The following is a 20473-nucleotide window of genomic DNA, read 5'->3' on the forward strand; positions in this document are numbered from 1 at the left end:
CGTGATTGAGGGCTAAACCCCTATACTGGGTTCCACCTGCACAGGATCTTGGTGAATAATCACCTCGGCATCTTCAAAGGCGGCTTTTACTCTGAGCCCTGTAGTATCGGCGATACTGTGGGCTTCGTTCAGGCTTAGGTTACCATCTAACTCTAAATGGAATTGAATAAAGATGGTTTTACCCGCTTGGCGCGTGCGTAAATCATGTAGCCCTTGCACTCTAGGATCTTGCTTGGCGATTTGCTTAATTTGCTGACGCGTCTCTTCATCCAACTCACGGTCAAGCAGCGCTTGAATAGAGCGGTAACCTAAATCAAAGGCCTGTTGACCGATGTAGCAGGCGATAAGCACAGCAAAGACCCCATCGGCCCACCACCAGCCATACTGGGACAAAAGAAGTGCGAGTAACACGGCGCCATTGAGGAATAAATCCGACTTGTAGTGCAACGAATCGGCTTCGACCACAGTGCTCTTGGTTGCCGCCAGCGCCCGCTTTTGTAACGCCACTAACGCCAATGTCAGCACGATAGCAACGACAGACACCACCACACCTAAGGTAGCATATTCAACGGGAGCAGGATTGAGTAAGCGTTCTCCGCCATAAAACAGCAGCAGGAATGCCGAGCCCATGATAAAGGCCGATTGTGCCAGCGACGCTAACGGCTCGGCTTTACCGTGACCGTATCTGTGGTCATGGTCGGCAGGAACGATAGCATAACGAATGGCAATAAAGTTGATGATCGAGGCGAGCGCATCGGCAAAGGAGTCCGTTAAGGACGCCAGCATACTGGCCGAGCCTGAATATAACCAAGCTAACAGCTTGATAATAATAAGGGTCAAAGCGGTAGCCACGGAAGCGCGACTAGCCAGTTTGACCCAAAAATCGTATTGGGAAGTTTGAGTCATAGGGGTCTATATCGGGAAGCTATGACTCTATTGTATATCAGCTTACAAGCTTAACCGCGAGGTTCTTTACCAGCTTGTGCTTCAAATCGCGCTTTAAATTTTGCTTGTTGCTCAGGCGTTAGCAGGTTGTAGATTTGATTCTGCATCTTCATCCGTTCAATCGCTTGAGTTTGGCGTTTTTCCTGTTGGGCACTCATTAATGCCTTAGCTTGCGCCTCATCAAAGTTGGCCGCAGTGATCAGCGCATGCATCTCGGCGCGGTGCGCTAAACGCTCTTCCTTGGTTGGTCTATCATCGCTGCGGGCGGCACGTTGCTCGGCGAACAGTTTCTTAATATCAGCCTTTTGTGCATCGGTTAAATCCAAACCTTCAAACATTCTGTGCATACCGTCATGGCCCATACGGTCGCCGTGTTTGTGGAACTCACTACGTGGATGATCGCAGCCCTGGCTTGGTTCGGCACTGACTGTCGTCGCAAATACTGCTGAGCTTGCTAAGATGGCAAATAGGCCAGCTTTTAAAGGAGATAATGTTTTCATCATGTTAACCTCAATATTCAACTTATGTTGTATACAGTGACGACCCTTTTAAAAGCCGAATCACTTTCGACGATTACAGTCTAAAGCACCCTATGTAAGTGAGGTCGTGACCTGAGTAAATCAGTGTAAAGTTGCGATAAGAACTATCCCAAAACAATCTTAAGATGCTGAAACTCGTGTATTGAGAGCCGCTTGAGCATACAAATTCCCTATTCTTTACTTTGGCTTACATTGCTACACAGCAATTGACATCAAAAGAGGTATACTCAGGCAAAATACTCAAACCGTCTGTGGTTTAGCACATCGCTTTGAGTCTTTCGCACCAGTTCACCCAGATTAAGGAACACTATGAGTCGGATATTATTAATCGATGATGATCTTGGTTTATCAGAACTTCTCGGACAATTACTCGAACTCGAAGGGTTTAAACTCACCCTCGCCTACGATGGCAAGCAAGGCCTAGAACTGGCCCTCGCGGGGGATTACGATCTGATCTTACTCGACGTGATGCTGCCTAAATTAAACGGTTTTGAAGTGCTACGCGCCCTGCGCCAACACAAACAAACACCGGTATTGATGCTCACCGCCAGAGGCGATGAGATTGACCGAGTGGTAGGGCTTGAGATCGGTGCCGATGACTATTTACCTAAGCCCTTCAATGACAGGGAGCTTATCGCCCGTATTCGCGCCATCATTCGCCGCTCACACTTAACCGCCCAAGAAATCCATGCGACACCGGCGCAGGAGTTTGGTGATTTACGCTTAGATCCCTCACGCCAAGAGGCTTACTGCAATGAGCAACTCATCATACTCACAGGGACTGAGTTTACCCTGCTGCACACACTGGCACTGCATGCGGGAGAATTGATGAATAAAGAAGAGCTCAATGAAATTGTGCTCGGCAAAAAACTCATGCCCTTCGATCGCAGCCTAGATATGCACCTGTCGAATCTACGCAAAAAGCTCCCCGAGCGCAGCGATGGCAGACCTAGGGTGAAAACCATCCGTGGCAAAGGCTATATCTGGCTACCATAACGGCGGGAACAACTGTGCCTAATCGTTTATTTATCAAATTACTGCTCGGATTTTGGATCTGTAGCTCGCTGATTATCGCCTTAGTCGGCTTGCTACCTTTGCTGCAGCAAAATCACGACCGCGCGCCTATTCCGCCCCATATGCAAAAAATGCTCGCGACCGTAGCCCAGCGAATTCAAGCCAACCCTGAGCTGATAAAGTCCGACTTTCTGCGCCGCTGGGAAAGGCGTGGCGATATGGAAGGTAAACCCCTGCGACTCTATCTGGCGAACAGCCAAGGCCAAGTGATTAACACCAGCCGAGTGAGTCGTGGCGTACGCAGTTTTATGCTGATGACAGATGAGGAAAAACAACCCATTAGTCATCAATTTAAAGATGAGTTGGTGTTTGGCCCCTACCAATTTAGCCTCGAAGGTGAAACCTATTACCTCTATGGTCGCTTGCCGGATATTCACCCTCGCCCATGGTTCTTCTTCTTTATCGAAAATAAGCTGCTCACTCTCAGTTTAGCCATAGTGCTCTCGGGGCTACTGTGTGCCATTCTCGCATGGCATTTAGGTAAGCCATTAAGCTCGCTAAAGAAAAGTGCCGATGCCCTCGCCGAAGGCGATCTCAGTAACCGCGTCGATAAGGCGACCACTCAACGTAACGATGAAATCGGTCAGCTCGCCACCGCGTTTAATAGCATGGCGGACTCTATTGAGGCCATGGTGAAGAATCAGCAACGTTTGATGGGGGACATTTCCCATGAACTTCGTACCCCACTGACCCGTCTACAATTGTCACTGGCACTGGCACGCAAGAAAGGCCAACAGACCACTGAAACCGACCGTATCGCCTACGAGGCCGAGCAATTAGAAAAATTGATCGCAGAGCTGCTGGAGTTATCGCGGGTCAAACTCAGCACTAATGAAACTAAAGTGCGCCTCGGATTAGCCGAGTCCCTCAGCCAAGTGCTAGATGACGCCGAGTTTGAGGCCGATCAACAGGGCAAAAAGATCACCATCGACATCGATGAAGCCATCGAGCTCAGCCATTATCCGAAATCCCTGTCCCGTGCGATAGAAAACCTACTGCGCAACGCCATTCGTTATGCCCAGAGCGATATCCACCTGCGCGCGAGCCAAACCAACGGCCAAGTACAGATCACCATTAAAGACGATGGTCCGGGGATTGATCCTGCTGAGCTTGAGGCGATTTTCAAACCCTTCTATCGCCCCGATTCGGCAAGGCAGCGGGAAAGCGGTGGCTGGGGCCTAGGACTCGCCATTACCGAAGCGGCCATTAGCGCCCATAAAGGAAAAATCAGAGCCGAGAATCGTCAGCCCCACGGCCTCGAAGTCAATATCAGTTTACCGACCTAAAAACATAAGCCCCGCTAACACAGTTAACGGGGCTTATATCATCAACAGTCAACTGCCGTTAGTCCTTAATCCCTAGCTGTTTTAACTTGCGATACAAGGCATTACGGCTAATCCCCAAACGCTTTGCGCACTGGCTCACATTGCCCTCGCAGGCACGATAAGCCTGTAACACGTTCAGATTTATGGTTCCGTGGAGCGAGTCTATGGTGGTGGAGCTAGACTCGGACAGTTCGTACGGATGCGCCGTGGTTTTGGCGTCGACAACCTCAGTTAAAGTTTGGGGCTCAAACGCCAGATTCATGAGCTTTTGAGCCTGGTAATCGGGGAGATGATTTATCTCGAGTACGGCCTCACCCTCAGCCATCAAACACGCCACCTGCATGAGGTTATCCAGCTCCCTTAGGTTGCCGGGCCAATCGTAACGCATTAGCTGCGCCAACAACTCAGTACACAAGGTTTGTGGGCTGCTGCGGTGACGGCGGTGCAATTTATGGATGATGCGCTCAATATCCTGCCGCTCACGTAGTGCAGGCAGCCGCACCTGCAATCCATTTAGGCGATAAAACAAGTCCTGACGAAACAATCCCTGCGCCACCAGCGATTCTAAATCCATATGTGTCGCGGCGATGATCTGAATATCGACCTTAAAACTTTGATTACTGCCGACGGGAACGACCTCACGCTCCTGTAACACCCGGAGTAAACGGCTCTGCGCCGCCAGCGGCATCTCACCAATTTCATCGAGGAACAAAAAGCCACCGTGGGCTTGGCGGATCTTACCGATAAAACCGGTTCGATTGGCACCGGTAAAAGCCCCCGCCTGATAACCAAATAACTCTGACTCAACCAACTCCGCAGGCAAGGCGGCGCAGTTCACCGCCACCAAGGGCTGCGCGCGGCGGGCACTCTGGGCGTGGAGCTTTTTCACAAATTGCTCCTTGCCGACACCCGTTTCGCCAAGCACCAGTAGGGGGATTTGCTTAGTGATCACCTTATTCGCCTGCTGCCAAGCACGCTCAAGCAGTGGATCGCGAAACCTGACCACCAATTGGTTCAATGGTTTGTCTTGAAGGGTTCTGGTACTTTTCGTCTGCCTCAGTGCCAGCGCTTGCGTCTGCACATGCAGCGCCGAATCGCGGTGAAAGCCCCCCGCTAGCGCCCAATTGTCGCCGAGGTGTTGATCTAAACTGTCACCCAACTTGGCTTGGCTCAGCAGCTGTTTCGCCATGGGATTACAGCCCACAATTCGCCCGTCACTGCTGGCGATAACTATGCCTTGCCAACCGGAATTTAATAGACTCGGCTGCGCCGCGAAATCGATTCGATAATGACTATCGGGCAGATGACACAGCAGCGCCGTTTCGACCTGCTGCGCCAGACTCGACACTAGCATCAAGGTTTGCTGCGAATGCCGCTGCTGCTCACTGGTAATATCGAGCACTCCGAGCATCTCGCCTTGGGGCGAAAAAATCGGGCAAGCGGTGCAACTCATAAAACGGTTTTGGCGAATAAAATGCTGCTCGCCAACCACTGATACCGCCTGCTTGGCCGTGAGCGCCGTGCCTATTGCATTGGTGCCCTTATACTTTTCGAGCCAGTTGACCCCAATATCGAGCGCCACATCCGCCAGCTTACTGGAATAGCGGCTCACCCCCCAATGTTTCAGCACATAACCGTCGGCATCGGAGAGCAATAATCGACTATTGGAGTGCGCCATCAGTTGATTAAACAGCGGTAAGGCATGGGATTGTACTAATTCGATGAGCTGCTGATATTGCTCATGTTTATGTTTGAGCTCCGCGCGAGTGAGTCTGAGATCCTCACCAGCACGAAACTCTGATAAACCAGCACCTAAGCTGCGCTGCCATGAATCAGCTAACCATGCCTGTGTGGTTGGGAAATGCGGTTTTACTGTCATAGCCATGCTCCCCGAGCGCTGTTCCATTCCGGCACACTCACGGTGTGTCGTTGGATGACAAAATGACCACAGGGCACCTTTCCTTCCGTGAGCGCCCTATTATTTGGGATCTGCAAAATTAGCTTTTCATCATACTGTTAGCTCAACAAGTGTACAACTCTTGCCAGTTTGGCACTGTCCTTGCGATATCCATTTGTACGCAGTACTAAAGTGTTGCGTAAGAGAACAGCAACTTAATCAATAGCTTTGTCAGTCAACTCGATTGGCAAAGGATAAAAATAACAACAGTGCTAAAACCTATTTCAACAAGACCCTTTGCTGAGACGCTGCACATTTAGCGTATTCGGCAGTCACAGAAGGAAAACACTATGATCTATGCTCAACCCGGAACCGCTGGTGCCATCGTTAACTTTAAAGAAAAATACGCCAACTTTATCGGTGGTAAATGGGTCGCCCCAGTCAACGGCGAATACTTCGATAATCGCTCCCCCGTCAATGGTCAAAACTTCTGTAAAATTCCCCGCTCCGACTACCGCGATATCGAACTGGCGCTCGATGCAGCCCACGCCGCTAAAGATGCCTGGGGCAAAACCTCAGTCACCGAGCGTGCGAATTTACTGCTGCGTATCGCCGATCGCGTTGAGCAAAATCTCGAATACTTAGCCGTTGCCGAAACTTGGGAAAACGGCAAAGCGGTACGCGAAACCCTCAACGCCGACTTGCCTCTGTTTGTCGACCATTTTCGTTACTTCGCTGGCTGCATTCGAGCACAGGAAGGCAGCGCCGCGGACATCGATGGCAATACCGTCAGCTATCACTTCCCAGAGCCATTAGGTGTCGTCGGGCAAATCATTCCGTGGAACTTCCCGCTATTGATGGCGGCATGGAAAATCGCCCCTGCACTCGCCGCAGGCAACTGCGTGGTACTCAAACCCGCCGAGCAAACGCCGGTATCTATCCTTGTACTACTCGAACTGATTGAAGATTTGCTGCCGCCCGGCATCCTCAACGTCGTCAACGGTTTTGGCGCCGAAGCGGGCCAAGCCCTCGCCAGCAGCAAACGCATCGCTAAACTGGCCTTTACCGGCTCCACCGAAGTCGGTTACCACATCTTAAAATGTGCCGCCGAATCACTGATCCCATCGACCGTCGAACTCGGCGGTAAATCGCCTAACCTGTATTTCGCCGATGTGATGGACCACGAAGACGAGTATTTAGATAAGGCCGTCGAAGGCATGTTACTGGCCTTCTTCAACCAAGGTGAAGTCTGTACTTGCCCATCAAGGGTGTTAATCCAAGAGTCAATTTACGATCGCTTCATCGAAAAAGTGCTCGCCCGTGCGCAAACCATCAAGCAGGGCAACCCGCTGGATACCGCCACCCAAGTGGGCGCACAGGCCTCCCAAGAACAGTTCGATAAGATTTTAAGCTATCTCGCGATTGGTAAAGATGAAGGCGCGCAGGTGCTCTTAGGCGGCTCACTCTGCCAACTTGAAGGCGAGCAAAGCAAAGGCTATTACATCAGCCCAACGATCATGAAAGGCCATAATAAGATGCGGATTTTCCAAGAGGAAATCTTCGGTCCGGTTATTTCGGTGACCACCTTCAAGGATGAGGCCGAAGCCTTGGCAATTGCCAACGATACCGAATACGGCCTTGGTGCGGGTGTATGGACGCGGGATATGAACCGTGCCCAGCGTCTAGGACGAGGCATTCAAGCGGGTCGCGTTTGGATTAACTGCTACCACGCCTATCCTGCCCACGCTGCCTTTGGCGGTTATAAGAAGTCGGGTATCGGCCGTGAAACCCACAAGATGATGCTCAATCACTATCAAAACACCAAAAACCTATTGGTGAGTTACGATATCAATCCGCTCGGGTTCTTCTAACCGAGCTGAAATTTACCTTGATAACAAGAAAGGGCCACTGGCCCTTTCTTTATTTTTATCGCGTTGAACTATAAGAACATACCGCCAGATGCCTCGATACGTTGTGCGTTTATCCACGCCGCGGCGGGTGACAACAAGACACTGATTGCTCCGCCAATATCTTCGGGTAATCCCACCCGCCCCAACGCCGTTTGCTGCGCTAAAAACTCATTCATCTGTCGGTTATCCCGGACGGCACCACCACCAAAGTCCGTTTCGATTGCACCGGGAGCCAGCACATTAACGCGAATGCCGCGTGGACCAAGCTCCTTCGCCCAGTATTTGGTCATGGTTTCGACCGCGCCTTTCATAGTGGCGTAGGCACCAAATCCCGGAACAGCAAAGCGCGTTAACCCCGTAGAGACATTGATGATACTGCCATTATCGGCAAGCAGAGGCAGCAACGCCTGAGTTAAGAAGAAAGGTCCTTTGACATGAATATTCATCAAAGTATCGAACTGCTCCATACTGGTTTCAGCCATGGGCACATGGATACCAATCCCAGCATTATTAACTAGATAGTTAAAACTATCCCGCTGCCAAGTCTGTTCGAGTGCGGTTTTAACGCGTTGAGAAAAATCACTAAAGGACTGGCTATCACCCACATCTAACGGTAACGCGACAGCCTTGCGTCCGTGCCATTCAATTTCCGCAACCACCTCGGCGGCGGCAGCGGCATTACTTTGGTAAGTTATAATAATATCAACACCTTGTGCGGCTAAAGTCAGGGCCGCATTTTTACCTAAGCCACGACTTGCACCGGTGATCAGCGCGATGGGAGTTGTGTTCATTGTGTATCCTCTTCATTCATCTATGTTAATGCCGCCGCACAGCATGGCGATTCCACAGCACAAAGCTTATTACTTGCACAAAGAGGGGTAAACACACTATAAATGGCAAGACTGTTAGCTATTAGAGAACAATTGCGATGCAAGATAGACTACAAGCCATGCAAATTTTTATGCGGGTGGCTGAATTAGAGAGTTTTACTCAAGCCAGTATCAGCCTAGGTCTGTCGAAAACCCATGTGTCGAATGTCGTAGCTCAGTTCGAAACCGCGTTAGGTGCACGTTTACTACAACGTACCACTCGCACAGTGCGCCTCACTCAAGATGGTATAAGTTGTTATGAGCGTTGCAAAAACTTGCTCACCGACTATCAAGAATTAGAAAGCCTTTTCCAGCTACAGGCGGCGCAAGTTTCCGGTCGCTTAAGAGTCGATATGTCCACAGGGATTGCGCGAAACTTAGTGCTTCCTCATCTTCCTGACTTTATTGAGCAATATCCCCAAATTGAGTTGGAGCTAAGCAGTACCGACCGCAAGGTCGATATCGTCGCCGAAGGTTTTGACTGCGTGATCCGCGTTGGTAGCGTGCAGCAAGAAGGCGTTATCGCAAAGAAGATTGGCCACTTTAAGATGCTGAACTGCGTTAGCCCAAGCTATATCGCAAAATACGGTAAACCATCGAGTTTAGAAGAGCTTAGCCAAGGGCATAAGCTTATTCATTACGTTGGCCAATTAGGCGGCAGCGATTCAGGATTTGAGTATCTAAGCCAAGATAATCACGAATTATGCGCCCTAGCCTTACCTAAGCTAATCACAGTCAATAATGCCGATGCCTACAGCGCGGCCTGTCTGGCGGGTTTAGGAATTATTCAAGCGCCGAATATTGGGGTGGCAAAATATCTCCAAACTGGCGAACTGATAGAGATCTTGCCAGATTACCCTGCGCCCTCTATGCCAGTGAGCTTGCTCTATCCCCATAGACGCCATCTTTCAAAGCGCCTTCAGGTATTTATGGCTTGGTTAACTGAGTTACTGACGCCTTTTTTAGTATCGCGTTAACGGTCAGTTTCGATATTCGCTAACCGCTGCGACAGTTCTGCTATCGAGCTTGCCGTGCGGGGATCGCACTCAGGGGTGGCTACTGGGTTAAATTCGAGACGCGGCCCGCCGAACCGACCTAAACGGCTTGGCATAATATGCAAATCCCAAACTAACTGATCGTAGTAATGCAGCCGCAAGCCATTATCCGCAACAGGCCAATGGGCATAGAGTAAAAATGAATGATAACTCTGCGAGAGGGAGCGACTCGCCACTAATTTAAAATTTGCATCGAGCAGGCTGCACTCGGTCGATTCTTCAAAGGGGCAATCGTAGGAGGTCAGCAGTAAATAGCCTTGGGTGCCATTGGGTAAAGTGCAGCAGTACTGGGCCTCAAGCTGCCTTCCCGCAATCTTGGCCCCTGTAGCTTGCTCATTGAAATACAAAGGCTGAGTGAGCGCCTCGGTATCGGACACTCGCAGTGTGAAGGCTGTTATCGGCTGCATGCGGTATCCTTCCTTTGCCCTGAAATAGCTAATTTCGCTTCCAATACAAACCCATCAATATCAGGTATCCCACAAAATACGCCAGCAAGTCGAGTGGGTCGAAATGGCTACCAATCACGATTCGCGCTAAACGATTTCCGCCCAACCCCAGCTTGTCCACTAAGCCCCAATACTGACCAAATTCGATACCGAAGGCAAACAACAGCACAGCCAGCGCCAACCATGGCGTTTGCCAAAACCGATTGATTGACTCCCCTTTTGCATTCACCACGGGCACTAGCGTGCGCGCCATGCAAAACAACAGGATCACCACTAACACGTCACCTACAAAACCGCGAATAAACCCCGAAGGCACAAAACGCGCGATCAACACTTCGATGATAAACAGCAGCACCGCATAAATTAAAAAAGATTTTCGATCGGGCTGACGGCTAAAAAGATGGACTGGCATAAACAGGTTGCTCCCTTACCTCTCGAAGATGAAGCGGCAAAATCTATCTTAAAACCAATACCTTAACAAGCTTAGTTCGATGGATTTATCTCCTATTTACCCATTTCACTCACCAGAACAGCGGGCAAGTCACTCCGCAAAATTTAAGCGCCGTTTAAGTTTGGCTTTAGTAGCCTGCAAGCACACCACCTTAGGAGCAACAGATCATGTCCTCAAATATGCAGCAAAACATCAAAGTCTGGGATCCCTTGATCCGTATCTTTCACTGGTCATTGGTGGGCTTTTTTACCTTAGCCTACCTCACCGAAGGTGAAGACGAATGGATGAACATCCACAGTTACGCTGGCTACAGCATCTTAACCCTGCTGGTATTTCGCCTGTTATGGGGCGTGATTGGCACTCACCATGCGCGTTTTATCAACTTTGTTACCCGTCCGAGCATCGCATGGACTTACCTGAAGGAACTCTTCACGGGCAAGGCTAAAGATTACATCGGCCACAATCCCGCAGGCGCGCTGATGATAGTCGCCCTGATCCTCAGCATAGGGTTCACGGGCTTCTCCGGTATGGCGCTTTATGCCACCGATGGCCAAGGTCCACTAGCCACAAGCTTTTTCGCCTCTTGGCCCGAGGGCGCACTGAAAGAAGTGCATGAGTTTTTCGCCAACTTCAGCCTGTTTCTTATCGTCACCCATATCGGCGGCGTGATTGTCAGCAGCCTGCTGCATAAGGAAAACCTCGTCAGAGCCATGCTGACAGGTAAAAAGCAGCGCCCGCTGATCCAACAAGATGAACATCAATAACCGCCGTAACTCGACCGTTCAAAGGAGTCAGAAATGAACTACGTGAATAAACACAGCATCGGACTAGCAATCACTGCGCTACTACTCAGCAGTGTTAATGCCAGTGCCGCCAATACCAAGGTCGCCAGCTTGCCACTCAGTGCCGAGCGAATTGGCTTACAACTGCAACAATATCAAGCACAAGGTGCAGGCCCCTTTAGCGCAGATGCAGGACAAGCGCTGTGGCTACAGCAGAGTGAGGATCGCAGCTGTGCCAGCTGTCACACCGCCAAAGTGACAGACCCAGGTATGCATCAAAACACACGAAAGCCCATCGAGGCCATGGCGCCATCGCTCACCAGCAACCGTTTAACCGATGCGGCCAAGATTGAGAAATGGTTTGCCCGCAACTGTAACTGGACCTTTAAACGCGAGTGCACGCCTCAAGAAAAAGGCGACGTACTGCTGTGGCTAAGTTTGCAATAACGGCGTTATCCACATCCATTTTAGTAAGCAAAACGTAAGGAAATACCATGACTAAACAAGCCCATCCCCTAAGCTGGATTGCTGGCTCCACACTTACTGCCCTCGCCCTGGCGATAGGCGTCGTAGGGCTCAGCTTAACCTTTACCAGCACGGGTTATGCCGACGATGGTCGCGCGCTGAATCAAGCCATCCCACAAAATGCAGAGTATTCGGCAGAATGCGGTAGTTGCCATATGGCGTATCCCGCAAATTTACTGCCCGCAGACAAGTGGCAGGCAATTACCAACAACCTAAGCAATCACTTTGGTGATGATGCCAGCCTGACGCCTGAAGCAACAGCTAGAATTGAGCAATATCTCGTTCAACATGCCGCGCAAAATGGTAAGGTGATGAAAAATAGCAAACCTTTAATTGCTGATATGGGGCCACAAAAAATTACCGAGCAGGCATTTTTTATCCGTAAGCACGATGAGATCCCAAGGCGCATGGTGCAAGATAACCCCAAAGTCGGCTCATTCAGCCAATGTAGCAATTGCCACAACCTCGCAGAGAAGGGCATATTCGATGAAGATACCGTTAATATTCCTGGCTTTGGCCGCTGGGATGATTAACAGCCCAAGCTGTCTAGCCCATGATGACGACCTCTCTAACAAAGTGGTCGAATGGGTGAAGGAGGGTAAAGTATTACCCTTCGACACCATCATGCAACGCTATGAATCACGGCTAAAGGGACGTTTGCTCGACCTTGAAGTCGAGCAAAAACACGGGCGCATCATCTATGAACTCGAAATCCTGCGCGACGATGGCATTGTCTATGAGATTAAGATCGATGCCAAAACGGGTGAATGGCTTAAGGAAAAGGTCGACTAATGCGCTTACTCTTGATTGAAGATGATGCCGACTTAGTAGCTCGCCTCATTCCCGCCCTTAACAAGGCGGGCTATACCGTTGAACATGCCAATAACGGCATCGATGGCGCCTTTCTCGGTGAGGAAGAAGCCTTCGAAGCGGTGATCCTCGATTTAGGCTTGCCCGGTAAGCCGGGCTTAAGCGTACTGAGCCAATGGCGCCAAAAGGGTTTGCTGATGCCTGTGTTAATTCTTACGGCACGCGATGCTTGGCACGAACGCGTCGATGGCCTTAAGGCCGGCGCCGACGATTATCTCGGTAAACCTTTCCATGTTGAGGAGCTGCTCGCCAGATTAGAAGCGCTGATCCGCCGCCACTTTGGCCGCGCCGATAATCTGCTGCAACATGCGGGCGTCTCCCTCGATGTGGATAAACAAGCAGTGACCAATGCCGAAGGAGACGTTATCGAGCTGACTAAGATTGAGTATCGCCTGCTGCATTATTTAATGGCCAACCCGACTAAGATTGTGTCCAAATCCGAGTTGAGCGAGCGCATTTACGAAGAGGAACAAATCAAAGACAGCAATGTGATTGAAGTGTACGTCAACCGACTCCGCCAACGCCTAGGCAAAGACTATATCGAAACGCGACGCGGCCAAGGTTATCGACTCAAGGATGCCTAAGCGTGTATTCACTCAAAGCCTATCTCACCCGTAATCTGCTTATCACCCTCACCTGCGCCATGGCACTATTGTTGTATTTGCTATTTCAAGGCATTCAAATTTTGACCCAAGACTTTGTCGCCTCACGCCTGCAACACGATGCCGATAGCCTGATCTCCGCCCTAGAGCCGCAAGCCGATGGCACTTGGTCGCTAAGTACAGACAGGCTTCCCAATGTGTATCACAGGGTCAATTCGGGCCACTACTTTGCGATTAAAATCGATGAGCAACAACTCCGCTCTCGATCGCTTTTCGATCATAACGTCACCCTGCCAACACTAAAGGTTGGTGAACAACAACTCGCAACTCAATATGTTGGCCACCATCATTGGCTGATGCTCAGTCAGGCAATCGCCAAGAATGAGCAAACCATTATCCTCTGGGTGACGGAAGACATTAGCTCACTCGAGCAAACCCAATTACGCTTTTTAGGCTTTGCCGCGGTAGTGGTACTGCTGACCATTATGATCCTGTTATTTGCCCAACATCTGTTGCTCAAACGGGGCTTTAAACCGCTGGAGCAAATGCCAGATGCCATCAGGCAGCTGCGACTCCAGGGGCAAGAAATCGATACCCAGCACACGCCAACAGAGATTAGCCCTTTGATTGAGGAAATCGAACGCCTCATGAATCAACTCGGGCAAAGGGTGCAACGTTCACGCAATGCCTTGGGTAATCTTGCCCACGAAATGAAACGCCCTCTGCAAGGGCTACAATCCTACCTCGAGAGCCTAGCGCCAGAGCAAAGACGCGAAGGCAGCAAGGTACTCGCGGATCTGCACCATATTATTGAGCGAGAGCTTAAACGCACTAAAATCGTCGGGCTTTCAACCCCTGGACGTTTCACCGTGCTCAATGACGATCTACCGCCACTTATCCAAGTGATGCAGCGCATCTATCCAAAACGTCAAATTGATTGTCAGTTTGATAAGAAACTTGTGCTGCCCTTCGATCGGGACGACTTGCTGGAACTGCTTGGCAATCTGCTCGATAACGCCTGCAAGCATGCGCGTCGACAGATACAGCTTTGTATTAAGCAGACGAATACCAGCAATCGAGCGTATCTGATTGAGGTCAGCGACGATGGCGAAGGAGTATTGGATAGCGATTTAACGTTGATCACGGAGCGTGGGATTCGGCTCGATGAGAGCACTCAAGGCCATGGCTTAGGCCTATCGATTTGTAAAGATATTGTCGAGAGTTATCAGGGGGAACTTAGCTTTACACATTCAGCTCTTGGCGGGCTAAAGGTTAGCGTGATATTACCTCAGCCGCATTAAGCGCACAGCAAAGCAAACACTCTGCTGTGCGGTGGGGATTACGACTTGTAAGGCATAGGACCAAGATAATCTTTCTTACCCACATCCACACCGTTGTGGCGCAGAATCGCATAGGCCGTCGTCACATGGAAATATAAGTTCGGGATAGCATGCTCAATCGCAAACTCGTACCCTGTCAAATACTTACCTTCCCAACGCGGTTGAGAAACATGGATAGTCGCCGCATCGGCAAAATCTGCCTCGGTAAATTGAGCTAAGTACTCGATAACAGAAGCAATACGCGCCTGCAGCTCAGGTAGCGTCGTTTCAGTATCATCATGCTTAGGTACAGTTTCTAAATTCCCCGTCAGACGCGCGACCCCAATCTTAGCGGTATCACAGGCAATCTGGATCTGACGGATCAGATTAAATTGATCGGGGGCTAAGCGGGAATTCAATAACACCGCCATATCCACCTTCTTCAAATTGGCAAAAACCTCACCCTTCTCCAGAATAAGGCTCAAATTTTTCAGCATCTTGCTAAATTGAACAGCCGTTAAATCATAAAGCATGACATAAACTCCTGTGATAAACGCCACCAGATTGCAGCACTTCGGATTATCTTGGGGCAAAAGAGGCGATTTCAACAAGGCGAGATAAAGATTTATTTCACTATTCGCTAAAACATCAGCGCTAATGGGTATCAAACTGAGCTGGAGAGTAGATTTATTCAACGCATAAACGAAAAAAGCCTCATCTTTCGATGAGGCTTATCTCTTTGTGTTGGCGGAGCGGACGGGACTCGAACCCGCGACCCCCGGCGTGACAGGCCGTGCAGATATGGATTTTTGCGCGTTCCCTATTTTGCCTAAATTGTTGTCAATTGATTTAATTATCATTATTCGAATGACAATCGGACTGAATATTTATGACCATTAACGACAATGTGGTGGTCACGGTCACAAAAACCTGTCTTTTCGCTGATCAATTTCTGATCAGTTTTTATGTCAAAAATAATGTTAACTTCAGATTTAAAGCAAATATGTACTCACACGAAATGACACTCTGTAGCCAAAATGTTTTAAATGTCTCGTTTTTTACCAGTGTAATGACTTTCTCCTGCAACTTACTGGACAGCGGTAAAGAAAGCATTACCAAATGCAGAGAGGCAAATCGCATTTGATCGCCTCCATGAAGCCAAAATGCTAACGGAAGCGGTTAACCAAATCCGCAAGTCACTTAAGTTGGTGCCGCCAATGCGGCACAAGGCACACCGAAAACGATTCTACTGATTAAAACGACGAGATAATCTCAGCTAACCCGCTCCAGAGGGAATTAGCGGACGCATCCCGGCCATGATGAATTCGACTCTTGCATGGTATTACAAAGAGCTGTCTCAGAATATCTGGCATGGCAATAGTGTTCGATGAACAAGGCAGCGATGGAATGATTGAATAGCCTTAACTAAATAGTGGTCTAAAACCTTTACTGGCAGCGGCAGACACTATCGAAAGCAAACTCTGAGGCATATTTAATTGGTCTATCAAACGGTTTAGCTGAAGCGAACAATACAATTTGTTTTTATTTTTAGAAGCTTAATCTATACTGGATTTAACTGCTTTATGGTAAATAACAACAATTTATGCCACTGGCTATAGTAGCTGTATCCATTGCGCTTCGACCACAATCAATCGTCACTTATAAGAGGAACATAGAATGATACTGCGACAAGGTTGTCAGTTTGCCATCTTTTTTAGCGCCATCACCTTAGCTCTACTTGGCTGCGAACAGGCGCCCATTGAAGTCAAAGCAACAGGCGACATCTCGCGGCCAGCCATGATAGTTACATTGCAGCCTCAGGGCATATCGCAAACCCAGTTTACCGGCGTAGTCCGCAGTGCCGAGCGGGCGGAGCTGGCCTTTAAGCAGTCGGGCAAGCTAGCCAGCATGACGGTGCAGGAAGGTGATAAAGTCAGCCGGGGCCAAACTCTGGCCACACTGGATGATGCGGAGCTGAAAACCGCGCTCAATTCTGCCAATGTTGAATTTAAGCAGGCGCAAACCGATTTCGACCGTGGCAATAAAATTTTCTCGACCAGTCAGGCGATTTCGCGCAGCGATTTGGATCAGCTTAAAGTTAAGCGCGATCTGGCCGCCAACAAGGTTGCCAAGGCGCAGCAGGATTTGGCCAACGCCAGTCTTAACGCCCCCTTTGATGGCACTGTGGCACAAAAGCTGGTGAATAACTTTGCCACGGTGCAGCCCAATCAGCCGGTTTACGTTATGCACAATCCCGCCAATCTGGAGGTGATGATCAATGTGCCCGGCAAACTGTTTCTTGAGCCCAATGCTGGCCAGCGGGCGGTGGCAGAAATCGAAGGCCTGGCCGGGCAGCGTTTTGGCCTGACCTATCGCTACTACGCCGCCGATGCCGATCCGGTATCGCAAACCTATCAGGTGGTGCTGGGCTTTGATGACCCAAGCGCCGCCAATCTGTTGCCGGGCATGAACGCCAAGGTGTATCCGGTGATGGACAGCGCCGCGCAAAATCAGCATCTGCTGGTGCCTGTGGATGCGGTGGTGCCTTCCAATACCGGCAGCCAGTTTGTCTGGTTGGTGAATGCCGACAGCAGTGTTGCCAAGCGCAGCATCAGTGTTGGCAATATTTTGGGTAACCAAATTCAGGTGACCGAGGGTTTAAGCCCGGGCGATAAAATTGTGGTGGCAGGCGTTCACGCACTGGCAGAAGGAATGAAGGTTCACCCAATGCAGTCGGGGGAGTCTAACTGATGGATATCGCCCGTTATTCGATTGCCAAACGCACCAGCGTTTGGGTGATCATCTGTTTGCTGCTGCTTGGGGGCTACCTTAGCTATCAACAACTGGGGCGCTTTGAAGACCCTGAATTTGTCATCCGTCAGGCGGTGGTGATCACCCCTTATCCCGGCGCCACCGCCAAAGAGGTGGCCGACGAAGTCACCGATGTGATTGAGTCGGCAGTGCAGGCGCTGCAGGAAGTGAAAGAAGTTAAGTCGGTCTCCAAGCAGGGCATGTCGGAAGTGACAGTTGAAATCGACCTGCAGTTTGCCCGCTCCAAGGGAGAACTCGATCAGGTGTGGGATAAGCTGAGGCGAAAAATTGGCGATGCCCAACGGCAACTGCCCAAGGGGGCGGGGCCTGCGATAGTTAACGACGACTTTTCTGACGTTTACGCCCTGTTTTATGCCGTCACCGGCCCCGGCTACAGTGATAAGCAGCTGTATGACTATGTCGACTTTCTGAGTAAAGAGCTGGCTTTGGTGGACGGGGTGGCCAAAACCGCCATCATGGCCAACCGCCAGGAAGAAATTTATCTCGAGTTCTCGGCTGAGCGCCTCGCCGCCCTTGGCATGAATGCCCAGCAAATCTTCTCGGTACTGCAAAAGCAGAATCTGGTTACGGTTGCGGGTGAGCTGCCAGCTGGCAATATGCGCCTGCCGGTGATCCCTCAATCGGCGGTTAGCAGCCTGGATGCACTCAAAAACCTGCCCCTTGGTCTTGGCAATCAGGGCCAGGTTCTGCGCCTCAGTGATGTGGCCAACGTGGTGCGCGGCTATAAAGAGCCCATGAGCCTGATGATGACCTACAACGGCGAACGGGCTATCGGGCTGGGTATTTCCAACATCAGCGGCGGCAACGTGGTCAACATGGGCGACGCGGTCAAGGCGCGGCTGGCCGAGCTTGAAAATCAGCGCCCCATCGGCATGGAGCTGAATGTCGTCTCTATGCAATCCGATTCGGTCAAAGCCTCGGTGGCCAACTTTGTCGACAATCTCATCGCCGCCGTGGTGATTGTGTTTGTGGTACTGCTGCTGTTTATGGGAGTGCGCTCCGGGGTGATTATTGGCTTTGTGCTGCTTCTTACCGTGGCCGGCACGTTGATTATCATGCTGATGGACGACATTGCCATGCAGCGCATTTCCCTTGGCGCGCTCATCATCGCTCTGGGGATGCTGGTGGATAACGCCATCGTGGTGACCGACGGCGTGCTGGTAAAACTGCAGCAGGGTGAAGAGCGTGAAAAAGCCATCAGCGAGGTGGTTAATGCCACCGTATGGCCGCTGCTTGGCGGCACTTTGGTGGGCATTCTCGCGTTCAGCGCCATCGGCCTGTCGCCGAGCGACATGGGTGAATATGCCGGTTCGCTGTTTTGGGTCATCCTCTATTCGATGCTGCTTAGCTGGGTGTTTTCGGTCACCATTACTCCGCTGCTGTGCCATCAGTTTTTGCAGGTTAAGCAACAAGCTGCCGGTCAGAACGAGGGCAAGGTGCTCGGCGCCTATCGCGCCATGCTGATGTGGGTGCTTGGCAACCGCATCCTGACCGGACTGGGGTTGATTGGCCTGTTGGCGCTGGCACTGTTTGGCATGCGTCTGGTTCCGCCGGGCTTTATGCCCGAATCACAGCGGCCGCAGTTTGTGGTGGATGTGTATTTACCTCAGGGTACCGACATCAACTACACCCATACCGTGGTTGGCCGCATCAGCGATGAGGTCGCCAAAGAGGCGGCTGTGACCGGCATTACCAGCTTTACCGGCGGCGGCGGTCTTCGATTTATGCTGACTTACTCCCCCGAGCCGCGTAACCCGGCCTATGGCCAACTGCTGATAGATGTGGATGATTATCAGAACATTGCGGCATTGGTGGTAAAACTGCAGCAGCAACTCTCTGAAAACTATCCTGATGCCTCCATCAAGGTGTGGAAGTTTATGCTTGGCCGCGGCGGCGGTAAGAAAATCGAGGCGGGTTTCAGTGGCCCGGACCCAAGGGTACTGCGCGAACTGGCAGAGCAGGCCAAGGCGCTGATGTTGCAAAATCCTCAGCTGATTGCGGTGCAGGATGACTGGCGCCAGCAGGTGCCTGTGCTGGTGCCCAAATACAATCAGGCGGTGGTGCAGCAACTGGGGCTGACCAGTGTGGAGCTGAATCAGGCGCTGGCACAAATGCTCAGTGGCACCACGATTGGCTCGTACCGCGAAGGGGATGACCTCATTCCGATGGTGGTGCGCGCGCCCGAGAGCGAACGCCGCTTTGAGCGCGCCATTGAAAGCCTGCAGGTTTACAGCCCGGTTGCCGGTCGTCAGGTACCGCTCAGTGAAATGACCAGCGACATCGCCGTCGAGTGGCAGGATGCCATTGTGCGCCGCATCGATCGCCAGCCCACCATTCTGGTGCAGGCCGATCCGGCGCCGGGCGTGCTCACTAACGAAGCGTTTAACCGAGTTCGCCCTGAGATTGAAGCCATTGCGCTGCCACCGGGTTATCGGCTGACCTGGTATGGTGAGTACAAGGCCTCCAACGATGCCAACGAAGGCTTGGCCTCGTCAGCGCCGTTTGGCTTTGCCGCGATGATCTTGGCCGTGGTGTTTATGTTCAATGCGCTCAGACAGCCGCTGGTTATCTGGCTCACTGTGCCCTTGGCGGTGATAGGCGTGGTGGTGGGGCTGGTGCTGTTTAACACCGCGTTTGAGTTTATGGCTATTCTCGGCTTTTTGAGCCTGATTGGCATGATGGTGAAAAACGCGATTGTGCTGGTGGATCAGGCCGACAGCGATATCCGCGCCGGCGCTGCGCCACTGGACGGGTTAGTGCAGGCCTCGGTCAGCCGCGCCCGCCCTGTGGTACTCGGTGCCCTGACCACCATACTCGGGGTTGCGCCGCTGATTATGGATCCCTTCTTCAAGAGCATGGCGGTAACTATTATGTTTGGTTTGCTGTTTGCCACAGCCCTGACATTGATTGTGATCCCGCTGTTGTACGCCGTCTTGCTGCAGATACAGGCACCAACGCGCTGAAACACGCCAGCAGCGCGCTGGCTTACCTCTGTAATATAAAGAGGGTGATTAAGCCCTCTTTTTGTTTTA

19 protein-coding genes and 1 pseudogene are annotated in these 20473 nt (G+C 51.0%); 13 read left to right on the plus strand and 7 right to left on the minus strand.

Features of this window, described 5'->3' with window-relative positions:
- Positions 1-12: 12 nt before the first annotated feature.
- Positions 13-906 carry a cation efflux pump FieF gene (gene fieF / locus ACUZ8J_RS19910; protein WP_446694742.1) on the minus strand — a complete coding sequence of 298 codons (894 nt, stop codon included), beginning with the start codon at positions 904-906 and terminating at the stop codon, positions 13-15.
- 50 nt (positions 907-956) lie between these two features.
- Positions 957-1445, minus strand: coding sequence for a Spy/CpxP family protein refolding chaperone (locus ACUZ8J_RS19915; protein WP_374919933.1), 489 nt, complete (start codon positions 1443-1445; stop codon positions 957-959).
- Positions 1446-1793: 348 nt separating this feature from the next.
- Between ACUZ8J_RS19915 and ACUZ8J_RS19920 the strand changes: the two genes are divergently transcribed.
- Complete coding sequence (locus ACUZ8J_RS19920; RefSeq protein WP_011621060.1) at positions 1794-2480, plus strand: response regulator; 687 nt, start codon at positions 1794-1796, stop codon at positions 2478-2480.
- 14 nt (positions 2481-2494) lie between these two features.
- Positions 2495-3844 (plus strand): ATP-binding protein, encoded by a 1350-nt coding sequence (locus ACUZ8J_RS19925; protein ID WP_089068723.1) that lies wholly within the window; start codon positions 2495-2497, stop codon positions 3842-3844.
- A 58-nt stretch (positions 3845-3902) separates the two neighbouring features.
- Here ACUZ8J_RS19925 and ACUZ8J_RS19930 read toward each other — a convergent pair whose 3' ends face one another.
- Positions 3903-5762 carry a sigma-54-dependent Fis family transcriptional regulator gene (locus tag ACUZ8J_RS19930; RefSeq protein WP_446694743.1) on the minus strand — a complete coding sequence of 620 codons (1860 nt, stop codon included), beginning with the start codon at positions 5760-5762 and terminating at the stop codon, positions 3903-3905.
- Between the two features lie 368 nt (positions 5763-6130).
- On the opposite strand from ACUZ8J_RS19930, the gene exaC reads away from it, so the two are divergent.
- A complete protein-coding gene (gene exaC / locus ACUZ8J_RS19935; protein ID WP_446694744.1) occupies positions 6131-7651 on the plus strand; it encodes an acetaldehyde dehydrogenase ExaC in 1521 nt (506 codons plus the stop codon).
- Between the two features lie 68 nt (positions 7652-7719).
- Here the strand turns inward: exaC and ACUZ8J_RS19940 are convergent, their stop codons facing one another.
- Positions 7720-8481, minus strand: coding sequence for an SDR family NAD(P)-dependent oxidoreductase (locus ACUZ8J_RS19940; protein WP_446694745.1), 762 nt, complete (start codon positions 8479-8481; stop codon positions 7720-7722).
- A gap of 137 nt (positions 8482-8618) precedes the next feature.
- Between ACUZ8J_RS19940 and ACUZ8J_RS19945 the strand changes: the two genes are divergently transcribed.
- Positions 8619-9536, plus strand: a complete 918-nt coding sequence (locus tag ACUZ8J_RS19945) for a LysR family transcriptional regulator (RefSeq protein WP_446694746.1) — start codon at positions 8619-8621, stop codon at positions 9534-9536.
- Here ACUZ8J_RS19945 and ACUZ8J_RS19950 read toward each other — a convergent pair.
- Complete coding sequence (locus tag ACUZ8J_RS19950; RefSeq protein ID WP_374919914.1) at positions 9533-10021, minus strand: hypothetical protein; 489 nt, start codon at positions 10019-10021, stop codon at positions 9533-9535. The genes ACUZ8J_RS19945 and ACUZ8J_RS19950 overlap by 4 nt on opposite strands.
- A gap of 28 nt (positions 10022-10049) precedes the next feature.
- Positions 10050-10472, minus strand: coding sequence for a ribosomal maturation YjgA family protein (locus tag ACUZ8J_RS19955; RefSeq protein ID WP_279774926.1), 423 nt, complete (start codon positions 10470-10472; stop codon positions 10050-10052).
- A gap of 206 nt (positions 10473-10678) precedes the next feature.
- Between ACUZ8J_RS19955 and ACUZ8J_RS19960 the strand changes: the two genes are divergently transcribed.
- From ACUZ8J_RS19960 to ACUZ8J_RS19985, 6 genes are read left to right on the plus strand one after another with little or no spacing between them, the layout of a single operon-like run.
- A complete protein-coding gene (locus ACUZ8J_RS19960; protein WP_446694747.1) occupies positions 10679-11275 on the plus strand; it encodes a cytochrome b/b6 domain-containing protein in 597 nt (198 codons plus the stop codon).
- A 33-nt stretch (positions 11276-11308) separates the two neighbouring features.
- A complete protein-coding gene (locus ACUZ8J_RS19965; protein WP_446694748.1) occupies positions 11309-11740 on the plus strand; it encodes a DUF1924 domain-containing protein in 432 nt (143 codons plus the stop codon).
- A gap of 47 nt (positions 11741-11787) precedes the next feature.
- Positions 11788-12351 carry a diheme cytochrome c gene (locus tag ACUZ8J_RS19970; RefSeq protein WP_088586514.1) on the plus strand — a complete coding sequence of 188 codons (564 nt, stop codon included), beginning with the start codon at positions 11788-11790 and terminating at the stop codon, positions 12349-12351.
- Positions 12344-12610, plus strand: a complete 267-nt coding sequence (locus ACUZ8J_RS19975; protein ID WP_037423059.1) for a PepSY domain-containing protein — start codon at positions 12344-12346, stop codon at positions 12608-12610. The genes ACUZ8J_RS19970 and ACUZ8J_RS19975 overlap by 8 nt, the downstream gene beginning before the upstream one ends.
- Positions 12610-13272, plus strand: a complete 663-nt coding sequence (locus ACUZ8J_RS19980) for a winged helix-turn-helix domain-containing protein (RefSeq protein WP_023265941.1) — start codon at positions 12610-12612, stop codon at positions 13270-13272. Before ACUZ8J_RS19975 ends, ACUZ8J_RS19980 begins: the two co-directional genes overlap by 1 nt.
- 2 nt (positions 13273-13274) lie before the next feature.
- Positions 13275-14591, plus strand: a complete 1317-nt coding sequence (locus ACUZ8J_RS19985) for a sensor histidine kinase (RefSeq protein ID WP_446694750.1) — start codon at positions 13275-13277, stop codon at positions 14589-14591.
- A gap of 38 nt (positions 14592-14629) precedes the next feature.
- On the opposite strand, the gene ACUZ8J_RS19990 is transcribed toward ACUZ8J_RS19985, so the two are convergent.
- Positions 14630-15142 (minus strand): DUF1993 domain-containing protein, encoded by a 513-nt coding sequence (locus ACUZ8J_RS19990; RefSeq protein WP_039977473.1) that lies wholly within the window; start codon positions 15140-15142, stop codon positions 14630-14632.
- 540 nt (positions 15143-15682) lie between these two features.
- On the opposite strand from ACUZ8J_RS19990, the pseudogene ACUZ8J_RS19995 reads away from it, so the two are divergent.
- The 3 genes and pseudogenes from ACUZ8J_RS19995 to ACUZ8J_RS20005 form a co-directional block, all read left to right on the plus strand.
- Positions 15683-16143 (plus strand): annotated as a pseudogene (locus tag ACUZ8J_RS19995) (transposase); the annotation flags it as partial.
- A gap of 143 nt (positions 16144-16286) precedes the next feature.
- Positions 16287-17360 (plus strand): efflux RND transporter periplasmic adaptor subunit, encoded by a 1074-nt coding sequence (locus ACUZ8J_RS20000; RefSeq protein WP_446694751.1) that lies wholly within the window; start codon positions 16287-16289, stop codon positions 17358-17360.
- Positions 17360-20404, plus strand: a complete 3045-nt coding sequence (locus ACUZ8J_RS20005) for an efflux RND transporter permease subunit (RefSeq protein ID WP_446694752.1) — start codon at positions 17360-17362, stop codon at positions 20402-20404. The genes ACUZ8J_RS20000 and ACUZ8J_RS20005 overlap by 1 nt, the downstream gene beginning before the upstream one ends.
- The last annotated feature ends 69 nt before the right edge of the window (positions 20405-20473 follow it).

The organism is Shewanella sp. Koi 1, from assembly GCF_052907445.1.

Excerpts from the sequence above, each read along its gene's own strand:
- fieF (WP_446694742.1), bottom strand. The coding sequence starts at position 906 with ATGACTCAAACTTCCCAATACGATTTTTGGGTCAAACTGGCTAGTCGC.
- ACUZ8J_RS19960 (WP_446694747.1), top strand. The coding sequence starts at position 10,679 with ATGTCCTCAAATATGCAGCAAAACATCAAAGTCTGGGATCCCTTGATC.
- ACUZ8J_RS19980 (WP_023265941.1), top strand. The coding sequence starts at position 12,610 with ATGCGCTTACTCTTGATTGAAGATGATGCCGACTTAGTAGCTCGCCTC.
- ACUZ8J_RS20000 (WP_446694751.1), top strand. The coding sequence starts at position 16,287 with ATGATACTGCGACAAGGTTGTCAGTTTGCCATCTTTTTTAGCGCCATC.
- exaC (WP_446694744.1), top strand. The coding sequence starts at position 6,131 with ATGATCTATGCTCAACCCGGAACCGCTGGTGCCATCGTTAACTTTAAA.
- ACUZ8J_RS19950 (WP_374919914.1), bottom strand. The coding sequence starts at position 10,021 with ATGCAGCCGATAACAGCCTTCACACTGCGAGTGTCCGATACCGAGGCG.
- ACUZ8J_RS19915 (WP_374919933.1), bottom strand. The coding sequence starts at position 1,445 with ATGAAAACATTATCTCCTTTAAAAGCTGGCCTATTTGCCATCTTAGCA.
- ACUZ8J_RS20005 (WP_446694752.1), top strand. The coding sequence starts at position 17,360 with ATGGATATCGCCCGTTATTCGATTGCCAAACGCACCAGCGTTTGGGTG.
- ACUZ8J_RS19955 (WP_279774926.1), bottom strand. The coding sequence starts at position 10,472 with ATGCCAGTCCATCTTTTTAGCCGTCAGCCCGATCGAAAATCTTTTTTA.
- ACUZ8J_RS19940 (WP_446694745.1), bottom strand. The coding sequence starts at position 8,481 with ATGAACACAACTCCCATCGCGCTGATCACCGGTGCAAGTCGTGGCTTA.
- ACUZ8J_RS19990 (WP_039977473.1), bottom strand. The coding sequence starts at position 15,142 with ATGCTTTATGATTTAACGGCTGTTCAATTTAGCAAGATGCTGAAAAAT.
- ACUZ8J_RS19945 (WP_446694746.1), top strand. The coding sequence starts at position 8,619 with ATGCAAGATAGACTACAAGCCATGCAAATTTTTATGCGGGTGGCTGAA.
- ACUZ8J_RS19930 (WP_446694743.1), bottom strand. The coding sequence starts at position 5,762 with ATGACAGTAAAACCGCATTTCCCAACCACACAGGCATGGTTAGCTGAT.
- ACUZ8J_RS19975 (WP_037423059.1), top strand. The coding sequence starts at position 12,344 with ATGATTAACAGCCCAAGCTGTCTAGCCCATGATGACGACCTCTCTAAC.
- ACUZ8J_RS19965 (WP_446694748.1), top strand. The coding sequence starts at position 11,309 with ATGAACTACGTGAATAAACACAGCATCGGACTAGCAATCACTGCGCTA.
- ACUZ8J_RS19970 (WP_088586514.1), top strand. The coding sequence starts at position 11,788 with ATGACTAAACAAGCCCATCCCCTAAGCTGGATTGCTGGCTCCACACTT.
- ACUZ8J_RS19920 (WP_011621060.1), top strand. The coding sequence starts at position 1,794 with ATGAGTCGGATATTATTAATCGATGATGATCTTGGTTTATCAGAACTT.